The organism is Synechococcus sp. 1G10 (assembly GCF_002252625.1).
Classification (GTDB): domain Bacteria; phylum Cyanobacteriota; class Cyanobacteriia; order PCC-6307; family Cyanobiaceae; genus Regnicoccus_A.
The window spans coordinates 15,287-28,166 of record NZ_NQKW01000021.1; the positions used below are offsets into that span (position 1 = coordinate 15,287).

Consider the following 12,880-nt stretch of genomic DNA (forward strand, 5'->3'; position numbering starts at 1 on the left):
GCAGCCAGGTATTTTGCCGCCCAATGGAGGAGGTGACTATGGTGAGGCTTTGCAACTGAGAGAGCTGCACCCTGGTGAGATCGGAGAAGGATTGGGACTCAGAAGTAACAGTATGATCGAATCCTTCCTCTGCTTGGCTGTGTGATCGAATGACCCACTCCCAGGCTTTCAAGGCTACGCCAAGGCACCCACTCCCATTGCGCCAACCTTGCAGATGCAAACGCCTCTTTGATCAATTAATGCTAAAGTCCTGCACTACCATTTGACCATGCAAGCAAGCAACAAAGTCTTCAAGTCGTTGGCGATACTTTCGCTGGCATGCCTCGCCGGTGCTGTCCCATCTGCCATGGCGGCCCCCCAGAAGATCCAGCAATCTCAAGCAGTCAAGATGCCCTGCACCCTGAGCTGGGGCCCAAAGGATCGAAACGCCTTGGAGGCGGAGTGCAAAATCTTTTGGACAAAGGGTCAGGGCACTTCGATTATCGTATCTGGACAGCGTTGAAGTATCCTTCGCCAACGGCTATGCGCAAGGATCTTTACTTTGGCATCCTGATCTTCCCCGACACCAAAACAGCACTGATGACGTCGATGGGTATTTTTGAGCTGGAAGATGGGCCTGTTGAGCTCGCCGACAATCCGCTTGATCTTCAGAAGCTCAAGGATCGTCAGTACGTTCGCTGGACCAATGGCAGGCATCGCCTTGTTCTTCACCCACGCCCAGCTTCCTGACGCAGGGGGTTTGGCATTTCTTGAAAAACAGCCGCTCACCTTGTACAATTCCCCTCATCCGATCACCACCTGACTTCCAACTCCAAGAAATGAAACTCTCAGCATTGTTTCGTCGCAGCATTGCCATGTCCAGCCTATTCTTCATGGGCAGCCTGGGAATGTCAGCCGGGAATGCATTCGCCAAGGTTCCTCAATTCCACTATGTCTGCCCTGGCGGGATTGATGTGCACGCCGATCGTGGTGGGCCCGTTTGGATCAATGGAATAGAGGCCATGGTTCAGGAGTTCAGTCCTACCTATTACGAAGCCAAGGGCTCGGGCACCACGATTTCAATCAGCAAGAATTCCGGCGAGTCCCTCTATGTGTCTTACACCCGTTCTAATGGAGCCCATGGGATCTGCAGCGCCGTTCCAGGCTCTGGGATGAGCTCATCCCCTTCCAGCTCAGGACAGTCCGCCAAAGTTGCTCGGCTTTCGGATGGCACCTTTCAGGTGCATGTTGGAGGGAGTTGCCGGGTGTACTACAACGCCATGGGGGGCCGCACCATCCAAACGCCTGCATGTACACCGAGCCTCGTCCAGCAGGCCGATGATTCCATGGCTCAGAACCGGCCTCCATCGTCACAACCAACGATGTCGACTGTCGCCGCGGAAGATGCCTGTCTGGCAGCCGTCGCCAAGACGACGGGAGTGTCGCAGAACCGTCTCAGCATCCTCGATGTGATGACTGCCGAAGCAGGTATCGGCGTGATGATTCGGGTACCAGGCGCCCAGGCACCCTGGACCTGCACCAGCGATCGCAGAGGCCGGGTGCAGGGTGTGATGTACACCGGTTCGGAGGGAAGACTCTGACTGATCATTCACTCATGAGCTGATCACAAACGAGCGCTTGAATCGTGCTGGCATGCCGGCAGTTGATCAATCGCTCTGCAGGATTGGCCATGGCAGCAATCAACGGTGCTTGTCGTCCTTACGCCACAACAGCCCCGCGATCCCCGTCACCACGCCCGCTCCGCCCAAAAAGAAACCGATCGGGATCAGAGGAAAAGCCTCCCGGACGATGCCATCGGCATCGACCCGGACCCCGATCAGTTGGTAGGCCACAGCACAGGCCAAGGCACCAACAATCAGCAGTAAGGAGAGGCGAATGAAGGTTCGCTTCATGACGATCCAGCCAATTCAGATCCAGAGCCTACTGGCTCGTACGGAACGCAACCACTAAAAAGCTGATTTACGTTGGCCGGATTCCTAGGCGGCTGGTCGTCATGTTCCGATCAGCCTCGAACCTGCTCCTTCAAATCTTCTTGACGCCCTTGAACACACCATTGGAGTTAAAGGTGCAAGTGAAGACTTGAGTGAAGGTGCTTGATACGTTGTACTGCCCGTACACCATATAGGTGCCATTGGACTGACGACTGGGCTCGTTGCTGGTGATGTACCGAGGGCTTTGGTTGAACTTTTCGGCGGCCATGCCAGTGCAATAACGTGCCATGTTCTCGACCTCTACACTCTCCTTGGCGGAGCCACCACCACTGGCAGAACGCTTGTCGCTGGTCATCGTGACGCCGTCGAACTCACGATGTTGGTTGTACTCACAATAGAAAAACATCGCATTGTCACCCTCTGCGGGAGTCTGTCCATAGACGCGGTAGTTGCTCCCCTTACGCTCGACTGGCAGGGTGGAGATGTCGCGAGGACTCACGCTGTATTTAGCTGCCACTTCACCTTGGCAGAAACGCATCATGTTCGATTCGTCGATATTTGGGCGGCTCTCCTTTGCCTGTGCTGAAACCCCCAGCCCCGAGGTGGTCAGAAGAACAGCGGAAGCGATCAGGAGAGCAGGATGGCGCATGTGTGTGTTTTGCGGACGTGGGGTTTGACAAATGCGCAAGCAAAATGCAAGCATAATTTCAGTTGTGGCCTTGAACCACTCAGGCTTTTTAGCAGTTCGTGCGTCCAGGGGCCAGGCTTCCGTCAGCGATACCTGACGCTTAGCAGCGTCAATCCAATTTGGTGACTTTCAAGAAATCAAGGCTTGAGGGTGCATGGCACGGCACCGCCCTGATGGCGAAACGATCAGCCATTGAGATGCTCTCGCTTGCCACCGACTGGTAGTGCTGCGCTCAGTTCAGTCGTTTGCGGCTACACCGTCTGAGGTGGAGTTGCTGCGGTTGATGCGCTTGCGAAGCTGTCGGGGGCACCGATGGCGGCGAAGGCTCTTTAGCAGAGACAGGACCGGCGATCAGCGGGGGGACAGAAGTCGGTTTGATGGAGGGCCTCAATGGACTGGAGCACGCTAGTCAGATCCGGCTACGCCATGCATCAGTGGGGGAAGCGTCGAGTCAGGGATCGGGAATCATGCTGATCGTGGCCTGGTGATGGTGAATGATGCCCCGATGCGCTCGGTGGTGGGTCAGGCCTTCGGAACCGTTTCGTAGGTGCGCCGAACACGGGTGATGCGGTCCAGCGGTGACTTCTCTGATGTGGTCTGGCTTTTCTGGACAGGCCCCATCGTTAACCTGTGAGGCGGGGCACCGTCCCTGAGAAGGGGCTCCCACCCATGCACCAGCGCCGTACCCACAGACCCGACTGCAAGGCCGGGCACCAAGAAGGAGATGAGCATCCCAGCCCTCAGGCGCAGCAGCGCACCCTGCTGACACGGCCCACCAGATGCCTCATGCCAGCCTCGACCCCAGCGGTGAACTTCACTTCGGAGCTGGGTGCCCATGCATGTTCCGCCAGCAGCAGCTCCTCCTGCTGTCTCCGGAACCGCTCCGCCGCCGGCTGCTCCCGTTGTGACATCGAGTGGCTGAACCAGGAAGGCCCCATCACCAGACCCTGAATAAAGGGCGACCTTCCGTGCCGTCCAAGGCCCCCGTGACGTAGTTGTACGTCCGATCAACAGTCGCCGTCAGCAGGTAGCGGATCGCATCAGCGGTGTGATCCGGGCCGGTGGTATCAAGATCGCCGGAGTGCAGCTCGTCATGCACAAGCACCGGCAGCGTCGCCCAGAAGCTCTCACACCTGGGTGTGGCATAGAGCCCCGCCGCGGTGGGATCCCCTGCTGCTTCCAACATCCTGCTCACCAGCGCCCAGCCCGGAATGCGACGGACCTTCGGGGCCGCGATGAAGCTGACCCCCTGCTGCGCCAGCTGATTGCCCAGGCTGCCCTCTGTGCTGCCGATCTCCGCCGCCATCGCGGCATCCATCAACCGGTGCTTCCTTGAGACGTCGCGCAGCTCGATGCGGTTGCGTTCGGCGAGCAGGAAGGCCGCCCGGGCGATGGTTGCGGTTGTGGTCCTGCGATCACCGATGTTCCACTGCCGCTGCCCATCGGGGGTGCGCAGGTCGGTGTAATGCTCATCGAGCAGAATCACACTGTTCGCCCCGATCTGCTTCCTGCCCCAGAGGATCGGCTGACGCGGCCTGTAGGCCAGGATCAGACTCGATGGGCTGCGGGTACCCCAGTCCAGTGTCAGCCACAGATTGTGCGGGTTGTAGCTCCGATCCGTTAGGGGCAGCCCGCCCAGGTCCATCACCTTGATGCGCTCCACGTCCCACACCGGCCCAAAGAACGCACCAGAGACCGTTGCCCAGTTGCCGTAGACCTCGGACTGGATCCTGGCATCATCAAAGTTGCAGGATGCCTTGAGACTCTCGATGTAGGCATCGCGATCAACGATGTGCGGGTTGTCAAAGAGCGTCGATGGCACATAGACCACTTCCTTGCGGAACATCTCGCAGTAGCCCGGCCGCCAGGCACTCAGCCGTGAGATGACGTGCTGATAGATCCACCAACTGCCGATGTTGTTCGGGTTGGCGGTCATCACCAGCCTGGGCACCACACCAGGTGTTGTCGATCGCATCGATGACTTCAGCCGCAGTACAGGGCCAGGATCGGCGATCTGAGCCACCTCATCGATGTAGACATGACTAAGGTCCAGACCCTGGAACCTACCGAAGCTGGCCTCGTCCTTGATGTAGTGCAGATACAGGATGCCGCCGGTGTTGAACCTGAACTCCTTTGCAGCAGAGAGATACTTGCTGTCTTTCAGCTCCGGCGTGATCTCGATTTGATCCAGCAGTTCGCGTTCAAGCTTGCGTAATCCGGCTAGATCCTTGCGCACCAGCGCACCGACATACCCCGCACCGAACCGCACTGCATCACGGACAATTAACTGCACCACAGCGGTACTCTTGCCGCCACCACGGCCTCCGCTGAGCAGCAGGTCACATTCGTCCGGTACCGCCAGCACCAGCTTCTGCCATGGCAATGGTTGCAGTCGCTCAGTCATGGTCAAGCAATCCTGCAGTGCTTGTGCCAGCGATGCGCTGATTCCTGATTTGCGTCAGCCGTCTCTGCAGATCCTGTTCGCTGGGGTCGGGGAGGATCGAGAGTTCCTGCTGGAGTGTTTCCTCCTGGTGCAGCAGGCGGCGTTCGGCCTCGGTGATCAGCCGTTCCCGTGCTTCCACCAGCACGGTGATTACCGCCTCAAGTCGCTCCTTCTCCGCCTGGAGAGCTTGCCTGGGGCCTGCTCCAGGGCCAACCCTGGCGAGGGTCTGCTCAAGCCGCTGGCGATGGTTCCGCAGAGTGCCGGCGGCCGAAAGCCTTGAGCTGTACGCGCTACTGAGTACTTCCTCAGCGGTGGTTGGGTAGTTGGCGTTCATGGGCCTGCCTCCAGGCGCAGGTGCGGCTGGTCCCTCCGGAGGTGACTCGCTGCCATCGGCCTGGGGTTCGGCAGGTTGAGGTACTCGCAATGGAGAAGGGTTGCCGTCGACCTGGCAATCGCCATCGGCTCATTCGCACCTGGCCATCAGTATAAACCAAGATTTTGTGCCACAGCCGGGCTTATTTGATGGGTGGCAGAAAAAATCTGGGGGCGACTTTCTGGGTGCCATCAGAATCCGACCACTACCCCCGGGTGGCTGGCTGGTTGTTGAGCTTAATGAGAAGTAGATATTCTCGTGCGAGTGTATATGGAAGCCCCTCAGAGTGCGGCAGAATTGCAACCCCACCCCCACTTCATTGCGTCCATTTCTGCTATACTTGAGATCACATAGTCAGATGATCTCAAGGCTTCCGAACGCACAACCTGGGGACCGCCCGTCTAGGTCAGCGTGGCCATAGGCGGGCTCCGGAGTGCCGGCAGATGGTACCTGCTGGCACCCGAAACCCATGACCAGTACAGCACAACGTCCCGCCTGGGATGTCTCGCAGCAGACAGAAACTGCCATCGCAGGCTCTCCGCTGATCTTCCGTGATCAGCGCCTGATGATGTACAGCACCGGCCACTGGCAGGTGCGGGACGTGCACCTGCAGCGCTCCGGCTACATCACCTTCACACTCGGCCATCCCGACACCAACGAGTCGGCCGAAATTGAAATCCGCCACACCGACTGGGAAGGTGCCGCGCGGGAACTGCACAACGCCATCGTGTGGTTCGTGCAGCGGGCTGGTGACAGTCGCCACAACAGCAACGAGCGCCAGGCCGCCGAATGCTTCCTGGATCGCGTGGAAGGCGCCATCGCTGGTGCCCGTGCCGCTCTGGAATCCAGCCGTGCCAGCGCGGTGGAGGTGGCGCGATGATCCCATTACCTGATCGCACCGCTCACTGGGGGGTTTGGCGACACCGGGCGTGGCAACGTCCCGTCCGATCGTGGCGCCGCTGATCACTGGGGGTGGCATCCAGCGCTGTTACCAGCCAGCCAGGCCTATCACCGCCAGTACTGCACCACCGTTCCCGAGATCGGTGGCCAGCTTTGGTGGCCCGTGGTCGAAACCCTGGATCCGGCCACCGGCTACGTGCTGAGCGCCATCAGCTACATCCGCTGGGAGGCGTGCGATGCCGCACGCCGCATCCTGCGAAGTGGTCGGGCCGCGGCGATCCGTGATGCCTGTCCAACATGCGCACCGCGCGTGGTCTGGGCTGGTGGGCCATCGTCACCGCTGACCTGCGCCTGGCGACCGAAGCGCGGCACCCTGCCTCGCTGGTCCGACGCCAGCATCCCGAACGCCATGGGGACAGCCCCGGTGGGGGTGCGGTCATGACCGCCACCATCATCATCAACCGCCCTGCAGGTGTCGTTGACTATCTGCCGGATATCGGCGCCTACTTTGCCTGCCTGGCGGCCTACAACAATGGCCGCTTGCATGGTGCATGGGTTGATCTGGAGGAGATCACCTCCACCGATGATCTGCAGGAGTGCATCGACTACATCCTGGCCAGCTCACCAGAGCCCGGTGCCGAGGAATGGGCGATGCATGATCATGCCGGGCTGCCGGATTGTCTGACCCATACGGAATGGCCAGATCTCACTGATCTTGCCGCTTACGATGATGCCCTGGCGGAGATCGGTGATGATGCCGACGAGCGCGAGGCATTTCGCCTCTATTGCAACGATCGCGGCGAGATCGTCGACGTCGAGGCCTTCCGCGATGCCTACAACGGACGGCACGACTCAGGATCGGATTTTGCCTACGACCTCGCCGATGATTGCGGCCTGATTCCCGAGGGCATCACCTGGCCGGTGTCATGCATCGACTGGGAGGCAGCCTGGCGAGAGCTGGAGATCGGTGGTGACTACACCAGCGAATCGGCCAGCGCTGGAGGGGTGCATATCTTCCGCACCTGCTGATCCATCCACCCTGGCCCCGTCGGCTACGGCTGGCGGGGCTCCTTATTGCGAACGCGAGCAAGTCTCCAGCGCTGATCACCGCAATTCCTTATTGAGAATGGCTGCAGCGCAGGCGACTTGCTCATCTCTCAGATCCGCAAATCAAACAGACACCAAAATCATGCCCAAGATCAATCGACACGGGAAGGCAACTGCCCTCACCGATGAACAGCTCGACCAGCTGATAGCAGCGGCACCCAGCGACTGCTACCGGACGCTCTGGATTCTGCAACGTTGGACCGCCGCCAGGATCGGCGAGGCACTGGCGCTTACTTGGGCAGATGTCGCGGGTGGCGTTGTCACCTTCCGCAGGGCCACGACCAAGACCCGCCGCACACGTCAGATCATGCAGTCGCCGCACCTCGTTCGAGAACTTGCCGCATGGCGCGATGAATGGGCTCGTATGAATGGCCGCACGCCTTGTGGTGATGATCACCTGTTTCCAGGCCGGTTCGGGCCCAATGAATCGCTCACCCGGCAGGCAGCGGACATGGCGCTGCGGAAAGCTGTCTTGAATGCCGGCCTAGTCGGTGTGAGTACGCACAGCTTCCGCAGGTCGCTGGCGCAGCGTGTGGTGCGGCAGACCAACGATCTGCGCCTGGCGATGGAGATCACGGGCCACAAGTCACTGGGCTCGCTGGGAGAGTATCTGGGCGTCGATGAGGATGCCATTGCCGCGGTGCTCTCTTGAATGGGGCCCGACTGCCAAATCTGCCTCGGGCGATGAATGAGCCGTTGTTCCCGTGAGCGAAGTCGGGAGTTGGCGCTCCCCAGCCAGTTCGTGACCAACAACCGAGGTGCCGAGACCCGTCATGAATGCCGGCCACCAGAAGTCTGCCCATTGGACTGGGTCACAATGCGCCCCATGAACAGCACCCGTGAATGGGCCCTCTCAGTCGGCGGCGCAAATTGACCGCATGTTGTTCTGAATGGCCCGGCACCTACTCAGCGGACTCAAGGGGCTCCACATCAATGACACCCTCAGCACGCGGACGTGCATCTACCGTGATGCTCGGCATGCCATTAGCCACAAGCGCCATATAGCTATCTCGATCCATTGGCGCCAAAGCATTACGGGTGGATTCGTCTACTTCAATGCGGGCAACAGTGTCTGCACCTTCTCTTATGCCGAGGAATGTCGTGATTTCCTTCACGGTGGCGACAATTCCACTAAGAGGCTTTAGATCCACTGGTTCATGCTTGATCGTCTCTGATCCATCAGGATGACGAGTGGCTGTTTTCTTGCCTTGTTTTGCTATCTCCCACTGTTCGTGAAGCTCTTGCAGTACGAACTCGTGCTGTGCTAGCGCCTTGGCACGCCATTCCTCGCCAGCGTCGGCCAAGGTGGCCTTCCAGGTGGACTTGACCAGCTTGATGTCACGATAGGCCGCATTGCGATCAATGCCTAGCTCCGCTGCAATCCGGCGCACTGAATAGCCTTTGACCACCAAAGGCGCAACCTGCTCACTTACGCGTTGCTGCCGCTTGGGGCTGGCCTTGGCAAGGGTGCTGGCAGTGGCCATGAGGATGGGAACGGTTATCAGACTCACTTTATAGGGGTGTCTCACCCTTCGGCCCACCCCTCGTGCGCTTGACCCAGCAGGGCAGCGGTTTGACCGGGCCAAGGCACTGGAGGTAGAGACATTGTCGCGAATCGCTTAGTGGGCCGGTCAAGGCCGGTTGCGCAACAGGGCCCCAGCAGCCATGTGCTGACCGGGGGGAGCGCCCACCAGCCTGCCCTGTGGGGTGTAACGAATATGAGTTAGACGATGCCGTTGTGAGTGCCGCTTTGCGGGCCAGGGCGATCAAGTGCCCATCAAGTGCCAGGACGGGCCCGCGGGCCCGGATCAAAGGCCATCGAGAAGGGGGCTGTTGTCGGCCTCCTCAGCCCGCTTGATGCGAGCGAGGGTGGCTGAGCAGACGGCTGCGGGCAGGCCTGTAACTCGTACGACATCACGAAGTACACCCGGAGCGGAGGCATTGGCCTTGAGCTGCTCAAGGGCGGCCTCAATGCGTTCGAGGTGGGTCTGGACCGGCCCAGGTCCGGATTCAATGCTGTCCATATGGTCCTGGACCGGTCCGGTCCGGATGTCTGGTCCGCCCAACCCCGCTGGTATGAATGGGCTGGACTGGATGACCAGATCGGACCGCATAAAAGCGCCCCCTATAGACCCCTCCGGGAGAGCACACCCCCCCCCACGGACTACTGACCCTATACCCCCTTCATTCTTAAGAACTTTAGATAAATCATCTGGTCCATCTGGTCTAAGGGGCAAGGTGCCACTCCCCACCCGCGTTTCAACCGGACCAGATAGTCCCCCACTGAAGCGGTCTACGTCTGGTCCGTGTGCGGCTGCTGGTCCGGGTTCTGGTCCTTGGTCGCCGTCGGCATCCATGCGCCGCCAGAGGCGGAGCTTCTGCCCGTCGATTACGGGCCGGTACTGCTCGAATCCGAGCCGCTTGAGGAGTGGGGCAATGATGCGTGCGTGGGCGGAGGTGGTGGCGCCCTCACGGACGCAGCGAGCACCGAGGATGGCCTCGACGGTCGAGAACTCATCGGGCGCCCGGATCAGCTCGAGGCGGGTGTCACCACGGCCGTCGGGGACAGTTTCAGCGAAGCCCTCGAGCCAGCGCTGCAGGAGAGCGGTCCAGGGGTGTTCACCGTGGAACTGCTCGTTGGCGGCCTCGTTGGCGGCGAGCTGATCATCAAGGAGCCAGGTGCTTTCATCGTTGCGGTAGGCGATGAGAGCGGCCTTCCAGATCCGGTCACGGTTGGCGGCGATGGCCTCGACATCAATGTGGCGGGTGATTTCAACAATGAGGAAACGCCTGTTGCCGGTGTCATCAACGAGGAAGTCTCTGCGGTTGCAAGTGCCGACCAGGGCAAAGCGTCGCGGGAAGGACTGCGACACACGGCCATAAGGAGGCCTAAAACTATCCTTAGAGGCACTGATCAGTGCCTTGAGCGCACCGGCCTCCTTCCTGCTGGTGATGGTTTCGAGCTCTGCGAACTCATACAGCCAGTGCTGGTGCATCACGACCAACCTGTCCTTGTCCGAGTCCTGGTGAGTGTCGTTATGCCACTCAGCACCGACCAGGGCCTTGAGGCTGCGTGTTTTACCGAGGCCCTGCTGATCGCTCTGGAGCACGGTCATGGTTTGGAACTCGCAGCCGGGCTCGAGGGCACGATTGACGAGGCCGAGCAGGAGCAGGCGAAGGTAGAGCTGCTGAAGGGGATCCGTGACGCCATAGAAGGCATAGAACTCATCCCAGGGCAGGGGCTCGATGGTGGGGTCGCCTTCGACGGTCTCGAGGTAGACCTGCACAGGATGGAAGCGTGAGTGCCTCGAGGCAGCTATGAGCGCATCGGTGGATGATTCCTTGGAGATGGACCAGCCGGCTTCACTGAGGCCGACGTGGAGGTCTTCGATCTGCTCGGCCGGGATCGAGATCTTGTCGATGGTTGGCGCGAGGGCGAGGTCATCGAACTGCAGGCGCCGCCCCAGAACCTGGCGAAGGGTGGCGGCGAGATCACCTTTGACGAGATCAGTGCGCTTCCTGCCGTTATCGGTGTCCTGCCAGCCGGAGCCGACAGCAACGAGCAGCGCGACCCCACCACAGACCCCCTCCACCTGCGCCGTGGCGGCATTGATGCGAGCGTTCCGGGCCGCTTCAACGCGAGGCGCATCAATCAGGCGCTGCAGGCGACAGACGGCCGCAACAAGCGGAGCGTACTTCTGCTGGCACTCGCTTACACCTCGCCGGATTTCGGACTTGATGTGGCCGGCGGGCGCCTTGGTTTTGGCGGTGATGGCATCACGGAGTGGGACGAGGTTGCGGTCATCGCCATCAGCACCAACACGAGCGGCGGTGATGGCCACGAGCGAGGCGATCACCGGATGGATGGCGGGATCGGGCCACTTCAGATCTGGATTGGTGGCAGCGATGCGATCGAGGATCTGATCAACAGGCAGTGCATCGGCGAGGTGTGCATCAACAGCGGCCTGGGCCCTCTCGAGCTGCTGGTGGAGAGCGTCCTGCCCCCCTGCACCCCCGTGGCCGTTCTGGCTCAGGCCTAGGCCATCACCTGCACCCGCCCAACCCTCTGCACGGGCCCGGGCCCAGAACACACCTTCATTGAGCCACCCGGAACTACGCAGCACCTGCGGGATGTCCCAGCCGCAGCTGGCTGATGGCGAGTGCTCTTCCATCAATCCGATGGCCTCATCACAAGCGCGGCCTTCATCGCCGTGGAGCCGGTAGAGCGCATCAGTGAGGCCGCAGAGCACGAGGCGGTGATAGGGATACCGGTAGGGGCTTCCTTCCGGTAGACCGCTCACGCGGCGTGGGACGACGGCCAGGGCAGCATTGATCTCGGCCAGCGTGCGCGGCGGCAGGTAGGGGCGGCCTTCAGCTGCTCGAGCGGCTTTGCGTTCGTCTTCGGTGGGTGGCCCTACTTCTCCGTCCCGTGGGGCAGAGCCATAGAGCTTGGTGCCGGATTGCAGGCCTGCGATCAGATCCTCGAGGGCCGGGTTAGCTGCCACCTGTGCATCCACCCAGGCCTCGAGCTGCTCGAGCCTGCAGGTGATCGGCGTGCCGCTGGCATCGCGGCCCTCCCAGACGACGGCGGTCTGGCCGATGATCTGACCTTTGAGTTCTGGATCACCAAACCGCTTGGCCACCTTGTCAGTGGCGATGTAGCTGGATCCAGCGAGGCGCATCAACCGGCTGGGGTTACGGCAGACCGCATCACTGCCGAGCACGACGACGAAGCGCTCCATGAACCGCGTCCACCGTGGGATGTCGGTGCAGGGTTGATCGAGCCGCCACCAGACATGAAGCGAGCCGCCCTCCCAGGTGTTGAGACCCAGCACCGGCGTCGGGAGCCCAGATGCCCTAACCGCCTCCACCCTCGACCAGGCCTCCTGCCAACTGACCCCATCCCATTCCGCAAATGCAGCGGGGCAAGCCTTGACGCTGCGGTCATCCCCGGCGCCGCCAGCGATCAGATAGAGCCGTTTGCTCTGGCCCTGTGCCGCGATCAGATGCGGGAGGCGGGCCTCGAAGGTGGTGCCGGGGACGGGTCCGAGATCCTGCGCAGCGCTGCCGTCCCACTTGATGGCACGGAAGTAGGCGAGATCTGCGGGGATACCGAGCAGCTCGAGGTGGAGGGCTGCCTGGTCTGAGTTGAGAAGCGAGCCGTCGCGCCTGGCATCAGCAACCCGAATAGCAACTAAGCCATGCCCTACGGCTTCTGCCGTGGCAACACCACTGTGAGCAACAGGCTCACTCTGGGCGGATTGTGGCTGGTTGCTAAGATCGGACACAGTTGCATCGTTTTGAAACCCAGTTGCTCGAGATCTCGAAAGCAAGACAGCAACTTGAGTGGATAGGGGTGGGGCAACCTGCCCCTTTTTCATCCCTACGGAGAGGGGGAGCTGGCACGCTTGCTGGCGTTAGGAGCAAGACTGGCTGTG

13 protein-coding genes are annotated in these 12,880 nt (G+C 60.6%); 6 read left to right on the forward strand and 7 right to left on the reverse strand.

Annotated elements, in window-relative coordinates; genetic code table 11:
- Positions 1 to 522 precede the first annotated feature (522 nt).
- Together CJZ82_RS14230 and CJZ82_RS18735 are read left to right on the forward strand one after the other, a co-directional pair.
- Positions 523 to 729 carry a hypothetical protein gene (locus tag CJZ82_RS14230; RefSeq protein WP_094556426.1) on the forward strand — a complete coding sequence of 69 codons (207 nt, stop codon included), beginning with the start codon at positions 523 to 525 and terminating at the stop codon, positions 727 to 729.
- 89 nt (positions 730 to 818) lie between these two features.
- Positions 819 to 1,580, forward strand: a complete 762-nt coding sequence (locus tag CJZ82_RS18735) for a hypothetical protein (RefSeq protein ID WP_198949792.1) — start codon at positions 819 to 821, stop codon at positions 1,578 to 1,580.
- A 99-nt stretch (positions 1,581 to 1,679) separates the two neighbouring features.
- Here the strand turns inward: CJZ82_RS18735 and CJZ82_RS14240 are convergent, their stop codons facing one another.
- The 5 genes from CJZ82_RS14240 to CJZ82_RS17990 all read right to left on the reverse strand — a co-directional run bounded on the left by CJZ82_RS14240 (position 1,680) and on the right by CJZ82_RS17990 (position 5,396).
- Positions 1,680 to 1,892 carry a DUF3955 domain-containing protein gene (locus tag CJZ82_RS14240; RefSeq protein WP_094556427.1) on the reverse strand — a complete coding sequence of 71 codons (213 nt, stop codon included), beginning with the start codon at positions 1,890 to 1,892 and terminating at the stop codon, positions 1,680 to 1,682.
- 130 nt (positions 1,893 to 2,022) lie between these two features.
- The gene (locus tag CJZ82_RS14245) at positions 2,023 to 2,580 is read right to left on the reverse strand and encodes a hypothetical protein (protein ID WP_094556428.1); all 558 of its coding nucleotides are present in this window, start codon (positions 2,578 to 2,580) and stop codon (positions 2,023 to 2,025) included.
- Between the two features lie 779 nt (positions 2,581 to 3,359).
- Positions 3,360 to 3,557: a hypothetical protein gene (locus CJZ82_RS17985; protein WP_143593681.1), complete on the reverse strand. Its 198-nt coding sequence runs from the start codon at positions 3,555 to 3,557 to the stop codon at positions 3,360 to 3,362.
- The gene (locus CJZ82_RS14255) at positions 3,557 to 5,023 is read right to left on the reverse strand and encodes a phage terminase large subunit (RefSeq protein WP_143593682.1); all 1,467 of its coding nucleotides are present in this window, start codon (positions 5,021 to 5,023) and stop codon (positions 3,557 to 3,559) included. Before CJZ82_RS14255 ends, CJZ82_RS17985 begins: the two co-directional genes overlap by 1 nt.
- The gene (locus CJZ82_RS17990; RefSeq protein WP_143593683.1) at positions 5,016 to 5,396 is read right to left on the reverse strand and encodes a hypothetical protein; all 381 of its coding nucleotides are present in this window, start codon (positions 5,394 to 5,396) and stop codon (positions 5,016 to 5,018) included. The genes CJZ82_RS14255 and CJZ82_RS17990 overlap by 8 nt, the downstream gene beginning before the upstream one ends.
- 508 nt (positions 5,397 to 5,904) lie before the next feature.
- On the opposite strand from CJZ82_RS17990, the gene CJZ82_RS14265 reads away from it, so the two are divergent.
- The 4 genes from CJZ82_RS14265 (at position 5,905) to CJZ82_RS14275 (ending at position 8,094) form a co-directional block, all read left to right on the forward strand.
- Positions 5,905 to 6,315, forward strand: a complete 411-nt coding sequence (locus CJZ82_RS14265; RefSeq protein ID WP_094556432.1) for a hypothetical protein — start codon at positions 5,905 to 5,907, stop codon at positions 6,313 to 6,315.
- A gap of 183 nt (positions 6,316 to 6,498) precedes the next feature.
- Positions 6,499 to 6,777: a hypothetical protein gene (locus tag CJZ82_RS18440; RefSeq protein WP_158218586.1), complete on the forward strand. Its 279-nt coding sequence runs from the start codon at positions 6,499 to 6,501 to the stop codon at positions 6,775 to 6,777.
- The gene (locus tag CJZ82_RS14270) at positions 6,774 to 7,364 is read left to right on the forward strand and encodes an antirestriction protein ArdA (protein ID WP_158218587.1); all 591 of its coding nucleotides are present in this window, start codon (positions 6,774 to 6,776) and stop codon (positions 7,362 to 7,364) included. The genes CJZ82_RS18440 and CJZ82_RS14270 overlap by 4 nt, the downstream gene beginning before the upstream one ends.
- 160 nt (positions 7,365 to 7,524) lie before the next feature.
- Positions 7,525 to 8,094 (forward strand): site-specific integrase, encoded by a 570-nt coding sequence (locus tag CJZ82_RS14275; RefSeq protein ID WP_158218588.1) that lies wholly within the window; start codon positions 7,525 to 7,527, stop codon positions 8,092 to 8,094.
- Between the two features lie 250 nt (positions 8,095 to 8,344).
- On the opposite strand, the gene CJZ82_RS14280 is transcribed toward CJZ82_RS14275, so the two are convergent.
- Together CJZ82_RS14280 and CJZ82_RS14285 are read right to left on the reverse strand one after the other, a co-directional pair.
- On the reverse strand, positions 8,345 to 8,926 hold the full coding sequence (locus CJZ82_RS14280) for a hypothetical protein (RefSeq protein WP_094556435.1): 582 nt from the start codon (positions 8,924 to 8,926) through the stop codon (positions 8,345 to 8,347).
- A 324-nt stretch (positions 8,927 to 9,250) separates the two neighbouring features.
- A complete protein-coding gene (locus CJZ82_RS14285) occupies positions 9,251 to 12,730 on the reverse strand; it encodes a VapE domain-containing protein (RefSeq protein ID WP_158218589.1) in 3,480 nt (1,159 codons plus the stop codon).
- Positions 12,731 to 12,880 lie beyond the last annotated feature (150 nt).

Bases quoted from the DNA above. Each gene is read 5' to 3' on its own strand.
- CJZ82_RS18735 (WP_198949792.1), top strand. From the start codon at position 819: ATGAAACTCTCAGCATTGTTTCGTCGCAGCATTGCCATGTCCAGCCTA.
- CJZ82_RS14245 (WP_094556428.1), bottom strand. From the start codon at position 2,580: ATGCGCCATCCTGCTCTCCTGATCGCTTCCGCTGTTCTTCTGACCACC.
- CJZ82_RS14270 (WP_158218587.1), top strand. From the start codon at position 6,774: ATGACCGCCACCATCATCATCAACCGCCCTGCAGGTGTCGTTGACTAT.
- CJZ82_RS14265 (WP_094556432.1), top strand. From the start codon at position 5,905: ATGACCAGTACAGCACAACGTCCCGCCTGGGATGTCTCGCAGCAGACA.
- CJZ82_RS14280 (WP_094556435.1), bottom strand. From the start codon at position 8,926: ATGGCCACTGCCAGCACCCTTGCCAAGGCCAGCCCCAAGCGGCAGCAA.
- CJZ82_RS17985 (WP_143593681.1), bottom strand. From the start codon at position 3,557: ATGGGGCCTTCCTGGTTCAGCCACTCGATGTCACAACGGGAGCAGCCG.
- CJZ82_RS14275 (WP_158218588.1), top strand. From the start codon at position 7,525: ATGCCCAAGATCAATCGACACGGGAAGGCAACTGCCCTCACCGATGAA.
- CJZ82_RS14230 (WP_094556426.1), top strand. From the start codon at position 523: ATGCGCAAGGATCTTTACTTTGGCATCCTGATCTTCCCCGACACCAAA.
- CJZ82_RS14255 (WP_143593682.1), bottom strand. From the start codon at position 5,023: ATGACTGAGCGACTGCAACCATTGCCATGGCAGAAGCTGGTGCTGGCG.
- CJZ82_RS14240 (WP_094556427.1), bottom strand. From the start codon at position 1,892: ATGAAGCGAACCTTCATTCGCCTCTCCTTACTGCTGATTGTTGGTGCC.
- CJZ82_RS17990 (WP_143593683.1), bottom strand. From the start codon at position 5,396: ATGAACGCCAACTACCCAACCACCGCTGAGGAAGTACTCAGTAGCGCG.